This is a genomic window from Limoniibacter endophyticus, assembly GCF_014652835.1.
In the GTDB taxonomy this organism is placed as follows: Bacteria; Pseudomonadota; Alphaproteobacteria; order Rhizobiales; family Rhizobiaceae; genus Limoniibacter; species Limoniibacter endophyticus.
This window is the reverse complement of record NZ_BMZO01000008.1, coordinates 146303-166387: the sequence shown is the minus strand read 5'-3', so window position 1 is coordinate 166387 and position 20085 is coordinate 146303. Positions and strand designations below refer to the sequence as shown.

General features: G+C 56.4%; 20 protein-coding genes and 1 tRNA gene. 10 read left to right on the top strand and 11 right to left on the bottom strand.

Features of this window, described 5'->3' with window-relative positions; translation table 11 throughout:
- Positions 1-84 precede the first annotated feature (84 nt).
- The gene (locus tag IE151_RS12785) at positions 85-333 is read left to right on the top strand and encodes a hypothetical protein (protein ID WP_189490762.1); all 249 of its coding nucleotides are present in this window, start codon (positions 85-87) and stop codon (positions 331-333) included.
- 482 nt (positions 334-815) lie between these two features.
- Here IE151_RS12785 and IE151_RS12780 read toward each other — a convergent pair whose 3' ends face one another.
- Both IE151_RS12780 and mgtE read right to left on the bottom strand, forming a co-directional pair.
- On the bottom strand, positions 816-1202 hold the full coding sequence (locus IE151_RS12780) for a MerR family transcriptional regulator (protein WP_189490971.1): 387 nt from the start codon (positions 1200-1202) through the stop codon (positions 816-818).
- A 135-nt stretch (positions 1203-1337) separates the two neighbouring features.
- Positions 1338-2753, bottom strand: coding sequence for a magnesium transporter (mgtE, locus tag IE151_RS12775; protein WP_189490968.1), 1416 nt, complete (start codon positions 2751-2753; stop codon positions 1338-1340).
- A 458-nt stretch (positions 2754-3211) separates the two neighbouring features.
- Between mgtE and IE151_RS12770 the strand changes: the two genes are divergently transcribed.
- Positions 3212-3748, top strand: coding sequence for a hypothetical protein (locus IE151_RS12770; protein WP_189490760.1), 537 nt, complete (start codon positions 3212-3214; stop codon positions 3746-3748).
- A 402-nt stretch (positions 3749-4150) separates the two neighbouring features.
- Here the strand turns inward: IE151_RS12770 and glsA are convergent, their stop codons facing one another.
- Entirely contained in the window at positions 4151-5149 is a 999-nt protein-coding gene (gene glsA / locus IE151_RS12765) for a glutaminase A (RefSeq protein ID WP_189490758.1), read from the bottom strand.
- Positions 5150-5271: 122 nt separating this feature from the next.
- Here glsA and IE151_RS12760 point away from each other — a divergent pair, with 122 nt between their 5' ends.
- The 3 genes from IE151_RS12760 (at position 5272) to IE151_RS12750 (ending at position 6660) form a co-directional block, all read left to right on the top strand.
- Complete coding sequence (locus IE151_RS12760; protein ID WP_189490756.1) at positions 5272-5889, top strand: LysE family translocator; 618 nt, start codon at positions 5272-5274, stop codon at positions 5887-5889.
- Between the two features lie 253 nt (positions 5890-6142).
- Positions 6143-6352, top strand: a complete 210-nt coding sequence (locus tag IE151_RS12755) for a cold-shock protein (RefSeq protein ID WP_189490754.1) — start codon at positions 6143-6145, stop codon at positions 6350-6352.
- A 65-nt stretch (positions 6353-6417) separates the two neighbouring features.
- Positions 6418-6660: a hypothetical protein gene (locus tag IE151_RS12750; RefSeq protein ID WP_189490752.1), complete on the top strand. Its 243-nt coding sequence runs from the start codon at positions 6418-6420 to the stop codon at positions 6658-6660.
- Between the two features lie 59 nt (positions 6661-6719).
- Here the strand turns inward: IE151_RS12750 and IE151_RS12745 are convergent.
- Positions 6720-6804: transfer RNA gene (locus tag IE151_RS12745), tRNA-Leu, on the bottom strand.
- A 423-nt stretch (positions 6805-7227) separates the two neighbouring features.
- Between IE151_RS12745 and lipB the strand changes: the two genes are divergently transcribed.
- From lipB to IE151_RS12720, 5 genes are all read left to right on the top strand, one after another.
- Positions 7228-7932 (top strand): lipoyl(octanoyl) transferase LipB, encoded by a 705-nt coding sequence (lipB, locus tag IE151_RS12740; protein ID WP_244636749.1) that lies wholly within the window; start codon positions 7228-7230, stop codon positions 7930-7932.
- A 192-nt stretch (positions 7933-8124) separates the two neighbouring features.
- Positions 8125-9294, top strand: a complete 1170-nt coding sequence (locus IE151_RS12735) for an isobutyryl-CoA dehydrogenase (RefSeq protein WP_189490748.1) — start codon at positions 8125-8127, stop codon at positions 9292-9294.
- A gap of 25 nt (positions 9295-9319) precedes the next feature.
- The gene (gene mmsB / locus IE151_RS12730) at positions 9320-10207 is read left to right on the top strand and encodes a 3-hydroxyisobutyrate dehydrogenase (protein WP_189490745.1); all 888 of its coding nucleotides are present in this window, start codon (positions 9320-9322) and stop codon (positions 10205-10207) included.
- A gap of 352 nt (positions 10208-10559) precedes the next feature.
- Positions 10560-11129 (top strand): DUF4893 domain-containing protein, encoded by a 570-nt coding sequence (locus IE151_RS12725; protein WP_189490744.1) that lies wholly within the window; start codon positions 10560-10562, stop codon positions 11127-11129.
- An 18-nt stretch (positions 11130-11147) separates the two neighbouring features.
- Positions 11148-11813, top strand: a complete 666-nt coding sequence (locus IE151_RS12720) for an exopolysaccharide biosynthesis protein (RefSeq protein ID WP_189490742.1) — start codon at positions 11148-11150, stop codon at positions 11811-11813.
- Here the strand turns inward: IE151_RS12720 and IE151_RS12715 are convergent.
- From IE151_RS12715 to IE151_RS12685, 7 genes are all read right to left on the bottom strand, one after another.
- The gene (locus IE151_RS12715; protein WP_189490740.1) at positions 11810-12724 is read right to left on the bottom strand and encodes a LysR family transcriptional regulator; all 915 of its coding nucleotides are present in this window, start codon (positions 12722-12724) and stop codon (positions 11810-11812) included. The two genes, IE151_RS12720 and IE151_RS12715, sit on opposite strands and share 4 nt — an antisense overlap.
- Before the next feature lie 106 nt (positions 12725-12830).
- Positions 12831-14015 carry a hypothetical protein gene (locus tag IE151_RS12710; protein ID WP_189490738.1) on the bottom strand — a complete coding sequence of 395 codons (1185 nt, stop codon included), beginning with the start codon at positions 14013-14015 and terminating at the stop codon, positions 12831-12833.
- Between the two features lie 73 nt (positions 14016-14088).
- Entirely contained in the window at positions 14089-15525 is a 1437-nt protein-coding gene (locus IE151_RS12705; protein ID WP_189490736.1) for an aspartate aminotransferase family protein, read from the bottom strand.
- Positions 15522-16544 carry an NAD-dependent epimerase/dehydratase family protein gene (locus IE151_RS12700; protein ID WP_189490734.1) on the bottom strand — a complete coding sequence of 341 codons (1023 nt, stop codon included), beginning with the start codon at positions 16542-16544 and terminating at the stop codon, positions 15522-15524. The genes IE151_RS12705 and IE151_RS12700 overlap by 4 nt, the downstream gene beginning before the upstream one ends.
- Positions 16544-16972 carry a DMT family transporter gene (locus tag IE151_RS12695; RefSeq protein WP_189490965.1) on the bottom strand — a complete coding sequence of 143 codons (429 nt, stop codon included), beginning with the start codon at positions 16970-16972 and terminating at the stop codon, positions 16544-16546. Before IE151_RS12695 ends, IE151_RS12700 begins: the two co-directional genes overlap by 1 nt.
- A gap of 221 nt (positions 16973-17193) precedes the next feature.
- Positions 17194-18513: an FAD-binding oxidoreductase gene (locus IE151_RS12690; RefSeq protein ID WP_189490731.1), complete on the bottom strand. Its 1320-nt coding sequence runs from the start codon at positions 18511-18513 to the stop codon at positions 17194-17196.
- Positions 18513-19949: a UbiA family prenyltransferase gene (locus IE151_RS12685; protein WP_189490730.1), complete on the bottom strand. Its 1437-nt coding sequence runs from the start codon at positions 19947-19949 to the stop codon at positions 18513-18515. Before IE151_RS12685 ends, IE151_RS12690 begins: the two co-directional genes overlap by 1 nt.
- Positions 19950-20085 lie beyond the last annotated feature (136 nt).

The window sequence follows — 20085 nt, the reverse complement described above, 5'->3', positions numbered from 1 at the left end:
GTTCAATACATATTTTGCCATTTCCACGCGCGCCAAAAATGTTAGTAGTGCCATACCATCATGGAAAGTTCGACGAGACCTGCAATGAACGACAATCACGAGACCTACGCCGTAGCCGTCATCATCGTGTTCGGTGCGCTGCTGATCGGCGGAATGATGGCTGCGGGTATTGCCTGGAGCGATCGCCCGGTCTTTCTTTGGGCGATGGGTGCCGCATTTTTTGCGTGGATTGCCGGCCACGCGGTGCTTTTTTATCGTCCGCGCTTCTATGGCCTGATGATTCTTTGTTCCACTGCGTTCACCCTGGCATCAATCGTGGCCCTCATACGCTGAGGCTGTCGTTCCAATCGAGCTGACCCAGCCGGATTTTGTTAGCTGGTACGGGCGGCGCAGCAGAAAAATCCGCTACGGCTTTTGCCGCGCGGTTGTTCGCTTCCCCTTATGTGGAGCCATCGATCTGGCTCGAGCGGGGAAAGGATGAAATGGAGTCAGGGCATGTGGCCCGTTCATTTCATTGTATTCTCGCATGCTTCCACATGCCCTGAACGGTTCGAAAGCATTGACTGGTGAGTTTGTCAGGCTCACATGTCGCGGCCTTCCTGCATACGGGTCGCTAATCCGCATGCATCCGCTTTTTCAGCGCATCAGGTGTCCGGGTGCACACCATATACCCCAAGCGCAGGGAGAGTATCCCTCATGCCCGCAAGGTGTGAATGGATTGCGCCCCAACACCTGGAATAAAAATGACAAGCGCTTGATTTCGATGCTTTTAAAAGATTCAGCTGCGGAAATTCATCCACGCCCGCACAGGCTGTTCAAGTGCTGACGCCCAACTCCGCCAGACGCTCGATGCAGGATTCCTCCGCGCGATCCAGTTCATTCAACGTTTCTTCCAGATCGCGACGTTTCTGTCGCAACTCTTCACGCTTCTGCTCGATTGTCTTGAGCATCAGGTTGAGTTGCCCCACCTCCCCCGGAGGTTCGCGGTACATATTTATGATTTCGCGGATTTCGGCAATTGAAAAGCCGAGACGCTTGCCGCGCAGGATCTGCTTCAGAAGATGACGATCAGCCGGACGGAACAGGCGCGTGCGCCCTTTACGCATAGGCCGCAACAATCCTTCATCCTCGTAGAAACGAAGCGTGCGGGTCGAGATATCGAACTCCCGGGTTAATTCGGTGATCGAATAGTACTCGCGCACGGGCATATGAATATCACCTTTTCGTCATAGCAGGAGGCAAACATGCTGAGGTTTTTACGTAAAAGTCAATCAACCTTGCCTGGCTAAGTGACCCAGCGGACGATTACCCCCGGAATTTTCATCGTCTGATCCGTCTTACCAGAGATTGAACCACCAGGCAGCAAGGCTGAGAAAAGCGAAGAAACCGACTACGTCGGTTACCATCGTCACGAAGACGGCGGAGGCGATTGCCGGGTCGGCTCCTGCCTTGTCGAGACAAAGCGGAATGAGAATACCTGCAAGGGCCGCAGCCATCATGTTGATTATCATCGCTGCCGCGATGATGCCGCCCAGCTGGAAATCCGAAAACCAGAAGCCCGCGATTATTCCGATCAGGACGGCAAAGATAAAGCCATTGATGAAGCCGACGGACGCCTCACGGCGGATAATGCGACCTGCATTGTAAATATCCAGATCGCGTGTCGCGAGTGCACGCACGGTAACGGTCATGGTCTGCGTCGCCGCATTACCGCCCATGGAAGCAACGATCGGCATGAGAACGGCTAGAGCGACCATGTGCTCGATCGTGCCGTCGAAAAGCGATATTACACTCGCAGACAGGAACGCCGTACCGAGATTCACGAAAAGCCACGGGATGCGTAGCCGCGAGGTCGTAAGCACGCGGTCCGACAGCTCTTCATCACCGACGCCGCCCATGCGCAGCAAATCTTCTTCGGCTTCCTGCTGGATGACGTCAACAACGTCATCGATCGTCAGAACGCCGACCAGACGTTCGCTTTCGTCCACGACCGCAGCGGAGAGAAGATCGTATTGTTCGAAGACCTGCGCAGCCTCTTCCTGGTCCATGGTGGCCGGAATGGCGTGACGCGTCTCGTGCATGACCTCTTCGATCTTTACCGGCCGCTTGGTGCGCAGAATGCGATCAAGGTTGACTGCTCCAACGAGACGGAAGGTCGGGTCGATGACAAATATCTGCGAGAAGCTTTCCGGCAGTTCGTTTTCATCGCGCATGTAGTCGATTGTCTGCCCGACCGTCCAAAAGGGTGGCACTGCGACAAATTCGGTCTGCATGCGACGACCGGCTGTTTCTTCCGGATAGTCGAGCGAACGACGCAAGCGCACCCGTTCGGTGAACGGCAATTGCGCAAGAATCTCATCCTGATCCTCAATGGGAAGATCTTCCAGAATATAGACCGCGTCGTCCGAATCCAGTTCCTGAACGGCCTGAGCGATCTGATCGTTCGGCATGGATTCAACGATCTGGGCGCGGATCGTATCGTCAACTTCGGTCAGCGCCGTGAAATCGAAGTCGCTGCCCATGAGCGACACAAGCGCCTGCCGCTGTTCGGGCAAGAGAGCTTCGAGAAGATCGCCCAGCTCCGATTGATGAAGGTCGGCAACGTCGGCACGCAGCGCCAAAACATCGCGATCAGCAATAGCCGCGCCAATGTGACTGAGGAAACTGGCACGAATCGCTCCATCCTCACCATAAATGTCGCGATGCTCCTCGACAGCTTCCGGGTCGGTTTCCGGGCGCTGCTTTTCGCTCATGTTTTCGCTCAAGGGCACCTCCGGCTGGTAGAATGGATCGGTTTGCGCTCAGACCTAGCCGTTCATGCGGTCGAACGCCAGTCATGTAGAACTAAACTGTGGAAGAGAAACGACAATCGGCGCGTCATGCGGTTAAAGTGTAGCAAATGTGTCGAAATATGGTCCCGCTCTTTCTGGTCACGGCGTTTTTGGGGCTCAAGATCAGGCTTCGATTAACGGATTCTCATATTTTTTCTTCGTCTGCTGCGGAGAAGCTTGTTAGAAAAAGCCTTAGTCAGACAAGCGCTTAGGCGCATCCTCCGACCACAGAGTCACGGGATAAAACAGTTTGTAGGCCAAGTTCAGCCGATCCGGGATTGGCACATGCGCCTCAGCCCTTAGCTTGGGGAGACGGTCATCGCTGATGCCCGGACAGGAGCAGATCCAATTCAAAGCCCCCGAGAAGGAGATCAAATCCTATGAAGAACTTCGTCAAACTCGCCCTCCCCTTTATGCTTGCAACTTCCCTTGGCACCGCGCCAGCCGTGATGGCTCAAGGGATGGAGTCTGCGCCTGCGCAAACTCCGGGCACCGGCATGGCACCGGGAACCGAAATGCCAGGCATGCAAGGCATGGGAACTCCCGATTCGCCCGCTCCCGGCGCAGCGCAACAGCCGCCCGCAAGTGCTCCACCAAGCCAGGGCGGAGGAGTTTCCGGCCCCGTCGACCTTGGAGCTGCCATGAGCCAAATCCCGCAGGAAAAGGAAAAAATCGAGCAGGTGCAGCAAGTTGCGGCCGTTCAGGTGATCAATGTCACCGGCGCGCTGCAAGGCGGTAACGAAGAGGTGCTCGATCAATTGATTTCGTCCAACAAGTCACAGATCAGCGAACTGCACTCGACTATCGAGAAGAAGCCTGAGATGGCGCAGGCGTTGCAATCGCAAAATGTTCAGGTCGCGAGCGTCTTTGCTGCACAGCTGAACCCGGATAACAGCGTTACGCTATTCACACGCTGACGAAATTAGCGGCCATATCAAAGGCCGGAGCAATCCGACGCGGCTCCGGCCTTTGCTCTACTCGCTTACTGCAAATACATCGATTAGTAATTGATTTTACTTTTCTTTTTTATAACTCGCGCCAAGACGGCCCTCGAAATGCAAGACGGCCGGCGCCATGTCTCCTGTTTCCATCCCGTTCTCGCTGTAGGCATGTCCAGAGACGCCTTTCTGGCGTCCGTCGTCGCGGCGCGGGCATGAAGCAGCCTCGACTTCACGAGGCGTTGAAGACCGGCTTTGTCTTCGGTGTCATCGAAATGTTGACGCCGCTGATCGGGCTGGGCTTCGGTCGCATTGCCAAGGCAATTGGTGGCACGCACTCATCTGCCTCGGCAGCTCGATCCTTTATCAACATTTGCTCGCTTAAGCGTCAGCCACGATCCTCGCATCGCTGCGCGCCATGCCGAAAACAGACCAATCGGTCTTTTGCGCCAGAAGCTCCAACCCCAGCGTGCCGAGCCAGCTATTGCCCATCGGGTCCAGCGCCGGCGACCAGACGGCGATGGATGCGCGATGCGGCGCGATAGCAAGGATGCCGCCCCCCACGCCAGATTTTGCCGGCAGACCGACGCGATAGGCAAAATCGCCCGAGCCATCATATTGCCCGCAGAGCATCATGATGGAGAGAATACGCCGCGCCCGCTGTGCGGCACGCACACTGCGCTCTTCGTCTCCGTCATCATCATGCATGAGAAAGCGTCCTGCGCGCGCGAGCCCCCGACAGTCGAGCGAAATGGCACATTGGCGCACATAGGCATCCATAACACGCTCGATGTCGTGCTTGAGATTGCCAAAATGGCTTGCCATGAACATGAGCGAGCGATTGAGCTCACCGCCCTTGCGTCCGCTTTCCATGACACTGTCGTCGAGTTCGATCTTGTCGACCTGAAGCTGCCGGGAAATGAATTCCTCGACATGACGATCGGAGCGTTTTCCACCAAGTCCGACCAAAACGTCGCAGATGACGAGTGCTCCGGCATTGATGAACGGATTGCGCGGAATGCCTTTGGCCCGTTCGAGATCGATGATCGAATTGAAAGGATCGCCGGATGGCTCACGGCCCAGACGCCTCCAGAGCGGCTCGCCGACCGCCTCCAGCGCTACTTCCAGCGCGAAAACCTTGGAGATGGACTGAATGGGGAAATTGACACCGGCATTGCCGGAACTGACGATAATGCCCTCTTTGGTTTCAACGGCAATGCCGAACCTCTCGAAATCACCTTTTCGCGGTGGCGCTTGCTCCTTTTCCGCAGCCGCAGAAACTGCTTCATCGTAGAGCCTCGGCGCTGCCTTCCTCACTCGCTGTGCGACATCCTCGACCAGTTTGCGCAATTCGTTTTCATCCTGCAGCGGATCGGCCATGATCGCTCCTTCTTCATCGCGGAATGCCATGCAAACGACCACGTGCAGCGATTGGTTGCCCCTCTTGAAATTCGAGGCGCGCAGGCGCAATGCTTTCTGCTGATTTTCAGGAAAACGACGAAATGGATCTGACGCAGCTTCTTCCTTATTGCATCGCACTTGGTATTGCAGCCGCCATTCCAGGACCGGGGGTGATTGCCCTTATCGCGCGCGCACTGGGCTCCGGCTTTCGCCACGGCCTCGCTTTCGCAGGCGGGCTGATCCTTGGCGACCTTACTTTCCTCGGCGCTGCCTGCTTTGGCCTGGCGATGATTGCGGCTGCACTGGGAGAACTTTTCCTCATCGTGCGTATCGCAGCGTCGATCTATCTTGCCTACCTCGCGTGGAAATTGTGGCGCTCAACTGGTCTCAATGAGCGCATGGGCGCGGTCGCGGAAGAAAGCGTTCGTTCAAGTTTCTCGGCTGGATATCTGATCACACTGTCCAATCCGAAAACCATCGTCTTCTACCTCGCGCTGATGCCTACGGTGATCGATCTCGGAAGCATCACGCCGGCCATCTTCGGCCTCCTTGTCGTCGCGACCACCCTGATCCTGCTTCTCGTAATGCTGCCTTACGCGGCTCTTGCGGCCAGCGCCCGTGGCGTACTCACCAAACCTGCCATCATGCGCGGCTTGAACCGGAGTGCTGCGACCATTCTTATGGGAACGGCAGTCTGGACACTTGTACGTCGAAGCTGAGCACGCATCACCTGCAAAATCAGGCGTACAAGAACGTCGCAAAGCTGCCTACTTGGATCGAAATAATATCGGGCAAATAATAAGTCTTGGACCAAGTCTTATTAATTTGCTTTTTTATAAAAAATCAGGCAGAATATCTCCCATCGATTTTGACTATAATCACGCTTTTTCTGCGATTAAGTGGCTTCTTTTCAACTCGATAACGAATGGGGCTATGCCCTCCTAACCACGTCGATTTTGAAAGGATCATTTAATGACCATCGGCACCGTAAAGTTCTTCAATAGCACCAAAGGCTTTGGCTTCATCGCTCCCGAAGATGGCGGCAATGACGTTTTCGTCCACATCTCGGAAGTCGAGAAGGCCGGCATGCGTTCGATCGTAGAGGGCCAGAAGCTTTCCTTCGAGGTCGTCACCGACCGTCGTTCGGGCAAGGCAGCAGCCGGCAATATTGCCGCCGCCTAACTGGCGCGACACGAACTTACCGAGGCCGGATGAATGTCCGGCCTTTTTCTTTAAAGGAATGAAAAATGCAGATCGACGCCAAAGATGTTTTCAAGCGCACGACTTCATCCGCAGAAGCGAAGCATGAAACCACCACGCGAACAGCTCTCAAGCTCATCGAGACCGAGCGCATGGAAAATATTGCCAAGACGAAGCGTCTGCGCGCTGCGCGTCTAGCTGCTGAAGCCCAGGCTGAGGCAGAAAAGAAGGTGGAAGAGAAGAAGCCCGCGAAGGCGCCGAAAAAGCGAACAACCAAACGCGCCAGTTGAACTGCCACAAGCAGTATCCGACGCCGCTAATTCATCTCATCGTTTGCTTGAGAAAGCACTGGTGCGGTCGAGAAGACTCGAACTTCCACGGGTTGCCCCACAGCGACCTCAACGCTGCGCGTCTACCAATTCCGCCACGACCGCCCGTGACTTGTGAGTGCCGTTTCATCGGCACGGGCGGCATTTAGCAAATGGATTCCGGGCGCACAAGAGCGGTTTGTGAATAATCTGCATTTCCCCGCATTTTATTTTGCCGGGAAGTCTCCGGCAGCTTGATAATAACACACAACCGTTTGATTTAACTGTATTTTTCTAATTTTCATCTAATATAGCATAATTCATGAAGAGACGGATGATCGGGGCACAGTGGAGCCGATGATCTTTGTCCTGCCAGATGCGAGGTGCTGCCATGCACGTGTAAAACTGGACGAAGCTTCGCGGATTCGCCATATGAAATATTGAACCGACGCTGGCGGCCGCTTCGAGCCCGCCCCTTAGTAAACTGGCGCAGGCACGAGCATGGCAAACCGCGACGACATTTCCCCCTTCTTCCACCAGACAGACCGCATGCGTGCCGTGCGCTGGATTGTGGCTGACGGATTGACGCCCTATCCGGCCGCACTTGCCTTCATGGAAGAGCGTGTCGCGCAGATCAGAAGCGGCGAAGCGGAAGAGACGGTATGGCTGGTGGAGCATCCTCCGCTTTATACGGCGGGAACAAGTGCAAACCCGGAAGATCTCCTTGAGGCGCACCGCCTCCCGGTTTTTGATGCGGGACGCGGCGGCGAATATACCTATCATGGTCCGGGACAGCGTGTCGCCTACGTCATGCTGGACCTGAAGCGTCGCAAGGAAGATGTCCGCGCCTTCGTGGCCTCGCTTGAGGAATGGATCATTCGCACACTGGCTTCCTTCAATGTCAAGGGAGAGCGACGCGAGGATCGCGTCGGCGTCTGGGTGGTACGCCCCGACCGCCCCGCCAATGCGAATGGCTCGGTTGCGGAAGACAAGATCGCCGCGATCGGTATTCGCTTGCGCAAATGGGTGAGCTTCCACGGCATATCCATCAATGTGGAACCGGAGTTGTCACATTTTTCCGGCATTGTTCCATGCGGCATCAACGAACATGGCGTGACGAGCCTCGTTGATTTAGGCCTTCCCGTTACGATGCACGATCTAGACCTGGCCTTGAAAGCGGCATTCGAAGACGTTTTCGGCCCCGCCACCAGTGACCGGGACGAGGAACCTGCGCCGAACCTGCAAGCGGTATGATCCGCAGATTTGCGTGAACTGTAGAACGGCACCCTTAATTTCGCACAGCCGCTACGCGCAACGTCGCCAGCGGCCGCGCTTGCGCTGATAAGCCATTTCTCTAAACTCCCTGCCTGAGGAAACCGGTTCGCTTTTCAGGTTGAGCCGAGACAGGTCGTGAAATCCATATATTTCACGCGGGAGGAATGAGAGATGGACGCAACGCCCGAACTCGCTTCGCAGCAATTTTCACTGAATGAGGATCAACGAGCGATTCAGGAGATGACCGAAGGGTTTGCTGCGGACCGCGTGGCGCCCAACGCGCTCGAATGGGACGAGAGGAGCCATTTCCCGCGCGACATCGTGACGGAAGCCGGCCCCTTGGGACTTGGCGGCATCTATGTGCGTGATGATGTCGGCGGCTCGGGACTTGGGCGCATGGAAGCCGTGCTGATCTTCGAGGCGCTTGCCAAGGCCTGCCCGGCCTACTCTGCCTATATATCGATTCACAACATGGCCGCGTGGATGATCGATCGTTTCGGCAGCGAGGAACAACGCCAGGAGTTTCTTCCCCAGCTCTGTTCAATGGAGAAGCTGGCCTCCTATTGTCTCACAGAACCGGGCTCGGGCTCCGATGCTGCCGCGCTCAAGACGCGTGCAGTGCGCGACGGCGACGATTACGTGCTGAACGGCGCCAAGCAGTTCATTTCGGGCGCTGGCGAGAACGATATATACATCACCATGGTGCGAACCGGCGAAGATGGTCCGAAAGGCGTTTCCGCGCTGATCATTCCGAAGGACACGCCCGGCCTCTCCTTCGGCAAGGCGGAGAAAAAGATGGGCTGGAACATGCAGCCTACGCGCACGGTCGTGTTCGACAATGCGCGCGTGCCCGCTCGATACCTGCTTTCTGATGAAGGTGCGGGCTTCCGAATAGCCATGGCCGGACTGGATGGTGGCCGTCTGAATATCGCCGCCTGCTCGCTCGGCGGCGCACAAGGTGCTTTCGACAAGGCCCTCGCCTACGCACATGAGCGCAAGGCTTTCGGCAAGAGCATTGACCAGTTTCAGGGTATCCAGTTCAAGCTGGCCGACATGGAAACGGAGCTTTGCGCTTCACGCACGCTGCTCTACACGGCAGCGGCCAAGCTGGATGCGAAAGCCACGGATGCGACGAAGTGGTCCGCCATGGCCAAACGATTCGTGACCGACCGTTGCTTCGATGTGGCGAACGATGCGCTTCAGGTACATGGGGGCTACGGCTATCTACACGAATACGCGGTCGAAAAGATCGTGCGCGACCTGCGCGTGCACCAAATCCTTGAAGGCACAAATGAGATCATGCGCGTCATCATCGCCCGCAGCCTGATCGACAATCGCTGATCAAAGACGTTACGGGAGGAAGTAAATGAGCGTTATCGCATTCGTCGGCCTTGGCAACATGGGCAATCCGATGGCGGGCAATCTGGTCAAGGCCGGCCACAGCGTGATCGGCTATGATCTGATGGAAGCCAATTTGGCGGCGGCAGCAGGGCGCGGCGTCGAGGCTGCAAGAAGCGCCGACGATGCCGTCTCGCAAGCCGAGGTCATAATCACCATGCTGCCGGCCGGCAAGCATGTGCGCGAGGTCTATGCCGATCTGGCACCCAAGGCTGCGCGCGGAACGCTTTTCATCGATTGCTCGACCGTCGATGTCGAATCGGCACGCGCGGCGCATGCCATTGCCAAAGAGCATGGACATCTCAGCGTAGACGCGCCCGTATCAGGCGGCACGGTGGGCGCGGAGAACGGAACGCTGACCTTCATGGCAGGCGGTGAAAAGGCAGCTTTCGACAAGGCAGAGCCGCTCCTTCAGCCAATGGCGGGGAAGGTCGTGCACTGCGGCGATGGTGGTGCTGGACAGGCAGCCAAGATCTGCAACAATATGATCCTCGGCATTTCCATGATCGGCGTTTCAGAAGCCTTCGTACTGGCGGAGAAGCTCGGACTAGATCGGCAGGCGCTGTTTAACGTTGCCTCGACCTCTTCCGGCCAGTGCTGGGCTCTGACGACCTATTGCCCGGTACCCGGACCAGTGCCCACCTCGCCCGCGAACAGGGATTACAAGCCGGGCTTTGCCGCTGGCCTGATGCTGAAGGATTTGAAGCTGTCGCAGGAAGCTGCTTCAAGCGCTGGAGCAGTTACGCCGCTGGGAGCGGAAGCAACATCGCTTTACGCGCTTTTCGCCGCACAAGGTCGCAGCGACGAGGATTTCTCGAGCATCGTCAACTTCTTGCGCGGGAGTCGGGAGAGCTGATTCCATGAGTACCGGAGCATAGAAAATTTTAGCAGTTCACGCTTGTTTAAGGTCTCGCTAACCTAATAGTAACCATGGTCGGCTACAAAGGCTTCAAGCGGATCGCGAGACCGCCTGCTCCGGATCTGGTACTGCGTACCGGGGCCTTCAGAAAATCTTCAAAAGCCGTGTTCTTCCGATGGAGAACACGGCTTTTATTTTTCAAGATCGACTCATCTCCGATACGGATCAATACCTTACGGGAGTTTCCCGACTCTTTTTGGCAAGCAGTTGAATCAGCGCGCAAAGAAGCACTTGATCCCCAAACCGACACAAACCTTGTCTACATGAGCGTGTAACGGAGACGTGTTCCATGAAAAAATTTCTCGCCGCCGCCCTGCTTCTTCTCGTTCCTCCGCCTGCTCACGCAGATGGCTCTGTCACGCGCATCATGACGGACTCAGACAAAGCTCGGCTCGCGGCATATGAACAGACAAGAGAGGACGCGCTCGCCCGCGCGAATACCGGCAATGCGACCCAACTACAGATCGCAAAGGCGGTGCTAAATACGCCCAGACAGCCGCTGGAAGGCTTCGACATGGCTGGCAACTGGCAATGCCGGACAATCAAGTTTGGTGGACCTGCGGAGCTGGTTGTCTACAATTGGTTCAGGTGCAGGGTCACGGATGACGGTGCGGGCTGGATGCTTGAAAAGATCAGCGGTTCCCAGCGCACAAAGGGCATGTTCTTCGATGACGGGAATGACCGCATGATCTACCTTGGTACCGGTTTCGTGACAGGCGAACGTGCGCCAGCCTATGGCAAGGGAGCGCCAGCCGATCAGGTTGGCTATGCCTACAGCTTGGGAAAGGACCGTTTCCGCATTGAATTCCCTGCCCCGCATCTGGAATCGAAGTTCGACGTTCTGGAATTGAAGCGCTGAGTTGATTAGCTATGGACCATGACTGAACCCGCCCAGAACATCTCACCGGTCACCTTGCCCGTCCCGCTCGAAAGATCGGGGGGAAACGATGACGACCGCACCCATCTGTCCGATATTTTCTCGCAGATGGCGGAACGTGCAACCGGCCCAGTGAGCATCGAAACGATTCGTGACGGGCTGGGCGATCGCTCATTCTCAGCGCTGCTCGTGCTTTTTGCAGCGCTCAACATGCTGCCCCTGCCGCCTGGCGCCACAGCTATATTTGGCGCGCCGCTTCTCATCGTTGCGGCACAGATGGTCTGGGGCTCGAAACGCGTCTGGCTACCACGCTTCCTCGCCAAAAAGGAAATCGGCGAAACACAGTTCAAGGCACTTATCGCGCGCATGGTGCCGCGCCTGAAGCAGATGGAACGTCTCGTGCGCCCGCGCTACTGGCTGTTTGGTCGCAACGACGAGCGGTTGATCGGTGCGATTGCGCTTCTTATGGGAATTCTCATCACCCTGCCCATCCCGCTCGGCAACTGGTTTCCAGCCTGCGCGACGGCGATCCTTGGCCTCGCACTCGTTGAAAAGGACGGTGTGCTTTTCTGGATCGGCATCGCCGTCGGCATTTTTGCCATCTGCCTGATAGGTGCTTTTATCGGCTCGGCTGGTGCATTACTTGCCCACTTCTGGCCTTTTTAAGCAGCCGCAACGACCTTGAACGGCTTGCCACGCTTCAGAAGATCGAAAGTCGCACGCATGTGTTCCGCCGCTGCACGCACCGACGCACTGGCATCGGGTGCGACGATCATCGCGATGGAATAATTGCCGATCTCCGGCAGACCATGCTCCGCCCCAAGCTCCATCAGATCGTCACCTATGAAACTTTTTGGCAAGGGCGCGACCGCCAGGTCAGCCAGGATAGCCGAGCGTTGTCCGGCAGTATGCGCACTCATATAGGCGACGCGATAATTACGTCCTTCTCTCGTCAACGCATTGAGGGCGCAGGCACGCCAGGCACAGCCCTCTTCCCACAATGAAACGGGCAGCGGCTCCTGCATATAGGCAACACCGCCGCGCGCACCTGCCCAGGCAATAGGCTCGGTCAGAAGAATCTCGCCGAGCGGCTTCTTGTTTGCAGCGTAGGTGATCAGCGAAATGTCGAGTGTGCGTTCTTCCATGCGGCGACGCAGGTTGACGCTCTGATCGATGACAACATCGACAGAGATTGACGGGTGCGATTGGGCAAAGCGCTTGAGCATGGATGGCAGCACCCGCTCGCCGAAATCATCCGGGGAACCTAGCCGCACCACGCCCGCAATATCGGGCGCGACGAACTTCGCTACCGCCTCACGATTGAGTGCCAGCATGCGCCGCGCATAGCCGAGCAGGATTTCGCCATCGCCTGTGAGTGTCACAGCGCGCGCATCTCGCACGAAAAGCATGTGACCAAGCGTATCTTCCAGCTTCTTGATCTGCATCGAAACCGCAGATGGCGTACGGAAGACGGCATGTGCCGCGCTGGTAAAGCTACCCGTTTCGGCAATGGCGACGAAACTGCGTAACACGTCGAGATCGAGCATGGGAACGGGCTTCGTGAAGGGCTGTGACATGGGGTGCCTCATCAGCAATATTGAACGAGCGGACGCTCCGGTTTCGTTTCACTGAAAACGAAACCTAGTCCGCTGTCAATCCTTCATCGGCGATATACGATGAACTTTATGCATTCTCGATATTGAATCGGGGTTTCCACTGGACAGCAAGACACACGAACAGCCCCATGATGAAGATCAGGTAAAAGCGATCGTCGGGTAGAGGAAAGCTGGCAAACTTGCCCAGGGTGCCGATAAGCATGGCGAAGATGAAGGCGTGGACGCGCATCCGAGTGATGGAGCCATATTTCGCCAGTAAAGCCCAACCACCGCAGCCAATGAGAAGAAGGGCGGGCCAATCATTGAAATCCAGCGATACCTTGAGGCCGCGCGCATAACCCTTCGCCAGGTCAGACAGGTTGAAATCGGGCTGGAAGCCGGTCATCGAGTTTTGTATCTGCACGCAGGAGAAGTAGAAATGCGCCCACCAGCCCGGATGCCCGCCATATTTCGAGATCAGCATTGACGCGATCAGAGATGCAACGAAGGCAACCAGATAGGGCAGCAGGCGCCAGCGAAAGACAATAGCCGTAATCAGAAACGCAAAGACGAGGATGATATTATCCGGGCGCACCAGAACGGAGAGCACCAGAACCAGGCAGCCGAGCATTTCCTTGCGGAAATAGAGCAGATAAAGCGCCCAGAGCGCGACAACGCAAGCAAGCGCGTCCGGGGTGGCGACCGCAGCAAGGCGGGCATAGTCGGCGATCCACAGGAACGGGATGAGCAGAAAGCCCGCCTGAAGAGAATCGGTCCGCTTCAGCCATGCAAAGATCGTCAGGCCAATGAGAAATGCCGGCAATGCGCTCAACAGGATGATTGCGTCAATCAGGCCTATCGCAGGTTCGAGAAGGCGCAGGAGCCAGATATAAGCCACCTTGACGCGATACATGGAGAGCTGGGACTGGAAGTTGTCCGGATTTTCCCACTGCGCAAGATTGTAGGGATTGCTGAATTTCAGGTGAAATTGCTGCCCCTCGTCAGCGCCCGCCTCGATCCGCTTCCACGTTTCGGCATGTAGCGTTTCGGCATCCGTGTAGCGGTCCTCGAGCGCCGTGCCGACATAGGCGACCATATCCCAATTATAATCGGGGCGGACCACGCCATAGAGCGTCAGCGCCAATATGCTGAACAGGAAGAAAAAACCTGCGAAGCGATCGAGAAAGCGGCGTGCGGCGACACGGCCCACGATCGAGCCGCCCGCTCCCGTAGCAAAAAACCATTGCGCCAGATTGCGCTCCCCCTCAACCATCCCCCGGGTCCTTCTCTTAGTACGTCGAAGGCGATGCACACCGCGCCCTTGGAATAGGCGGCTGGAACACTCTTCAAGACACCTGCGATTTCACGAAGTCCTTGACGATCGAGACAATGCCGCGATCGAGAAGGCTGTCGAGCGCCTGAATGAAATCGTCGACGTGGCTTTTCTGGCAAATGAGCGGCGGTTCGAGCCGAATGACGTTACGGTTGTACTCCGTGAAGGCCACCAGCGTATCGTAGTCACGCAGGAGCAGCGCTCCGATGAAGCCCGAAAGCGAACCCTTCAACTTGTCATCGAGCACCGAGACAATCGGGCGAAGGACCATCGGCAGCGTCTGGCTGAAATCCTGAAATTCCAGCCCCACCATCAGCCCCTGCCCGCGTACATCCTTGATGATCTTCGGATATTTCGCCTGCAGGCGGCGCAGTTCGGAAAGCAGGTATTCGCCCGTTTCGGCCGCATTGTCGATCAGACCTTCATCGTAGAGCACATTGAGGCCTTCGATTGCCGTGATGCAAGCCTCGCCGATGCCCCCAAACGTAGCTTGCGCATGGATCATCGCCGTCTTCGGCGTTCCGTAGGCTTTCATGTAGATGTCGCGCCTGGCAATCATTGCCCCGACGGCTGCCTTGCCAGCGCCGAGCGACTTGGCAAGCGCGGTTATGTCCGGCACCGCACCGGCATGCTGAAACGCATAGAACCGTCCCGATCGTCCATAGCCGCACTGCACCTCGTCCGCCACCCAGACGACCTTGTACTGATCGCAGAGCGCACGCAGGCGGCGCCAGAACTCGGGCTCTGCGACGACAATGCCTCCACCACCCTGGATAGTTTCAAGCACGATGACGCCGATCGATGGATCGGCCTTGAAGGCGTTTTCGATGGCGATAATGTCGCCAAACGGCACGCGCACATTATTGTCGACGAGCTTGAACTCGCCGCGGTAAAGCGCGCCATCGGTAATAGAAAGAACGCCCTTCGTCTTGCCGTGAAAGGAATTTTCGGCATAGACGATCTTGGGACGCTGCGGACCTGCCGCGCGTTCGGCAAGCTTCACCGCCGCTTCCATCGCTTCCGAGCCGGAAGAGCCGAGAAAAACCATGTCGAGATCGCCGGGAGAGCAGGCCGCAAGATTATGCGCCAGCGCAGAAGCATATTGCGACATGAAGGCAATCGCGATCTCGTGGCGCTTCTCCTCCTGGAATTTCTGACGCGCCGCAAGAATGCGCGGATGATTATGGCCGAAAGCCAGCGAACCGAAGCCGCCGAAAAAATCCAATATCCTGCGGCCGTTCTGATCGTAGTAATACATACCCTCGGCGCGCTCGATCTTGACCTTATGAAAACCCAAGAGCTTCATGAAATGCAGCTGGCCGGGGTTGATATGCGCCTTGAACAGGTCCGTCATGCGGGCGACGTCCATCACCTTCGCTTCCTCGACGGTGATCAGATCTGGCTTAGCTGTGGAATTGCGCAGCGTTTCAGCAGAGGTTACGGCATTCATGACTGCGTCTCCCGGGCGGTCGAGGCGGCATCCAGAGCAGATGCCTTGCCTTCCTTCTTGTTTCGATATTCGCGGTAAGCCGCGATAAGCATATCCTCGTCACGATATTGCGGCACCCAACCGAGATCGCGTTTGCCCTTGGAAACGTCGAGAACGCATTCCTCGTCGGCGATCAGATATTGCTCGGGATCCATCAGCGGCATGTTCATCCAGTCAAGAAGATCGAGCGTGCGTTTCACGGCCCAACCCGGCGTCGGCACCAGAATCGACCTCGATCCAGCGTGCTTGATGAGATCGCCCAGCAATTTCCGAACCGGAGGCGGGTTGAGGGAGCCAAGATTGTATGCCTCGTTCGGCACACCGGCCTTCCAAGCGAGCCGCGCGGCTTCTGCACAGTCGAACACGGAGATGAACTGATACGGGTTTTTGCCCGAGCCGATCATAGGGACCGGAAGGCCGGCGTCGATCAGCCTGAAGAGCTTTTCCAGAATGCCGAGACGGCCCGGTCCGATGATAAGACGTGGACGGAACAACGAGATATTCATGCCCCTGTCTCGCCAGTCATGCGCCAGCTCTTCGGTCTTCCACTTGGAAAGCCCATATTCGCCAAGTGGTGCAACCGGGTGATCTTCCGTCATCGGATAGGTCACAGTATGGCCGTAGATCATGTCGGTCGTATAGTGCACGAGATTTTTCGCACCGGCCTTGTCCATTGCGAGAATGATATTTTCCGTGCCGTAGTAATTTACGGGGAAGAAGAAATCGTGGCGTTTGGCGCGCACCTGCAAGGGTGAGAGCATCTTGGCCGACAGATTATAAATCATGTCGTCACCGCGAAGACCAAGCTTCTCCACCGAGATCCTATCCGTCACATCCGCATGCACGAATTGCGCAGTGTCGTAATGGGCAAGATCGCTCCTCACAAGGTCAGCCACGACGACTTCCTGGCCATCGGCAATCAGTTTGGGAGCAAGATGGCGACCGACGAAACCGTCACCACCGAAAATCACGTGTCTCATCAGGAAAGCTCACTCTTTTGAACGATATCGGCAGAAACCGGCGCCGCGTTTTCTTCGCCGCTGCCGCCCTGCGCAATGAGGATCGTGCCTATACAGATGAAGGCGATGCCACCGATGCGCCATGCATTCAGATCCTCGCGAAAAACAAAGTAGGCGAAGACAGCAACGGCCACATAAGCCAGCGACAGAAATGGATAGGCAAAGGAAAGTTCGACCTTCGACAGAACAAAAAGATGCGAGGCCATCGAGATGACGAAGGTCACCAGACCAGCAAAAACCCATGGGTTGAAGATGATGGACAGCAGCTTGAATATCGGGTTGGCTCCCGCGAAGGAAATCGCGCCGAGGCTGATCATGCCCTGCTTGAGCATCAACTGCGCCGCGGCGTTCGTCATCACCGTAAAGAGAATAAATCCTATATATTTCATCGTTCCCCCGCCCTTTCTCTCGCTATACCCGTTGAGTTCGAATATTCGATGAAAGAACATGATTTACTTCTTATGAATATCGCAAATTTTGCACTCGCCTCTCAGATGATCTGGTGGTGCAGCGGCATTGAACACCGCAAGAATGAGCGACAACTTCTTCGTATGCGCAGTCCGCATCTCAGGTCGAACCCTGCAGACGCTGCTTAGTGTAGCGCCTAGTGCTACGCGCTACCAGAAACCCGCAGGACGGTTCTTTTCCAGAAGTCCGAAACGAAACGCGCGTCGCGCCAGACTTCGAGTTCTTGCCAACGCGGGAAGGACGCCTTGAATACAGCGGCAGACATACGCGCATCCTTGTATGGATTAACTGCGCCGCCGGCCTCCATAGTGATCGCATCGAGCCGTTCGAGCAGAGCAAGCGTTGCCGCACCGCGGTTGGGAAAATCAAGCGTCAACGTATAACCTGGCCGGGGAAATGATATGATACCCGGCGATCCGGCTGTCCCGAAACGTTTCAGGACAGTGAGAAACGAACCCTGCCCCGCTGCGTGACTGGCCGAGAGCAGCGCGGGCACAATTTCTCGCGCCACAGGCTCGGGAATGACGCTCTGATGCTGAAAAAGCCCGGCGGGACCGTAGAGCCTGTTCCAGTTGGAAACGGCATCGAGCGGAAAGAAATAGCTCTGATATGGCGTGAGGGAGATTTCCTTCCTGCGCATTTTGGCCGCTCGGTATGCTAGATTGAAGAGTGTCAGGAACGGTTTGTTCAATATGGTCAGCGGGGGCTGGAACGGCACAGTCAGTGGCCGTCTTCCGACCCCTGCGGGGGAAGCGTCCCGCGCTGAATGATTGCCAAGCAGAAGCACTCCACGCCCGGCCCTGGCACCGGTCGCCATTTGATCGAGCCAGGCGACGGCATATTCGTTTTCAATATCGCCGTCTTCCGCCATGTCGAAATAGTGGCCAAGAGAGGGAAATGGCTTCACCTGCTCCTCAATATCGACCGACGCAACCTGCATAAGCTGTATCCGCGCCGAGAGGATGATTCCCGTCAGCCCCATGCCCCCGATCGTCGCAGCGAAGAGATGGGCATTCTCCGTCGGCGAGCAATGCAGCATCTCGCCACCGGAACGCGCCAGGTCAAAAGAGAGAACATGCGCGCCGAAGCTGCCGCGTCGATGATGGTTCTTGCCGTGAACGTCATTGGCAATCGCACCACCCAGCGTCACGAACTGCGTGCCTGGCAAAACCGGTGGAAACCAGCCATGCGGACGGCCGTGCGCGATTATATCTCCGAGCATCACGCCGCTTTCCGCTTCCAGAACACCGGTTTGCGCATCAAAATCGAGAATACTCGCATGACCGCTCATGTCGACGAGGGCCCCATCCGCGTTTTGGCAGCTATCGCCATATGTGCGACCATTGCCGTAAGGCAGAAGCGATGTGCTGCCTTGCCGCAACTCGTCAAGCGCCGCCCCGAGTGTGAGGGCATGTGTACCTGCCCTAACCGTTCGCCCGAAGCTCGGATATATTTCCGCCATCAGACGAACTTCGCTATGATAACGAGAACAGCGCCAATCGCGATGACGGCCTGGCTGCGCCAGTCCCGCAAGAGGAAGACCACCGGATCGTCATACATCTCGTCGCGCCGCGCCAGAATCCAGATGCGCATTGTTATGTAGAGAATAATCGGCGCCACCGGCCAGACCATCCATGGATCATCATAGAGATTGCGCACATCGGCGCTGTCGATATAGAGCGCCAAGACCAGCGTAGCCGCGAATGCTGACGCCATGCCGGCTTGCATGATCACTTCCTGATCTTCGGGGCGATATCCGCGCCCGGCCATGCGAAGTTTCGGATCGAGCGTGACCGAACGCAGTTCGACATAACGCTTCACCAAAGCCAGAGACAGGAAAAAGAAGATCGAGAAGGCGAGCAGCCAGAAGGAAATATCCACCTGTGATGCGGCGGCCCCAGCGAGGATACGCACCGTGTAAAGCCCGGCCAGTGTCAAGACGTCGATCAACAGCATACGCTTGATGGAGAAAGAATAGGCCGTCGTCATGATCAGATAGAGCACAAGCACGAAGGCATATTCGACCGGCAAAAAGACAGTTATAGCGAAGCTGATTGCCAAAAGACAGAAGGCGCAAGCGAGGCCAAAACGCATGGAGAGCACGCCACTGGCAAACGGACGGTCGCGCTTGGTCGGATGCTGGCGGTCGAGCGCCAGATCGAAGAAATCATTGAGAATGTAAATGGCCGACGCCGCTGCGGAAAACGAGATGAAGGCGAGAATGCAGGCAAGCACCATGCTTTCATTCGCATAGGCATGCGAGAGCACTATCGGCACCGCGATCAGCACGTTCTTAGACCATTGATGCGCGCGCACCATCTTGACGATCGTCTTGAAATTTGGCCGCTGCGCGCCGATCAACTCCCCGCCATTGCGCACATACCAACGCCGCGCCGGGCGATCAGGCGCCACGATGATGTTGCGTCGGGCGCCTTTGAAAACCTGGATGTCATGGACGCTGTTGCCCGCATAGTCGAAGCCGTACTCGCCATAAAGATCAACGAGCGCCTTGAGCTTGCGATGCGAAGTCATGTTATGATTGGCCTCGGTTGCAAGCACCTCGTCGAAAATGCCGAGATATTGTGCAATCGCCTCGGCGAACTTACGCGGCGTACCTGTCGCCAGAATGATCTTGCGTCCCTTCGCCTTTTCCTGGTGCAACCGTTCCAGTACCTGCTCCCGATAGGGCAGCAATGCCGGATCAATATCAATACGCGTGGCGATCTCGCATTTCAGGCGTGCAGGGCCAGCCAAAAGCCAGAATGGCAGCATAAAAAGCAGATAGGGATATTTCCTCAAGAGCGAAAAAACGCCCTCCCAAAGGAGATCACTGGCGATCAGCGTCCCATCGAGATCGACGGCCAAAGGCACAGATTGGTCTTCGACATGCACATTCATCAATCCGGGCCCCCGCTCCGCTCCACCCCATGGCGCTTGGGTACTTTGATTAGAATATAAAGGTGAAATAGAAGATTAATAATCGAAAGCAGCTCCCCTCCACTGCCCTGCTTTCGTATTTAGCGTTAAATTTATC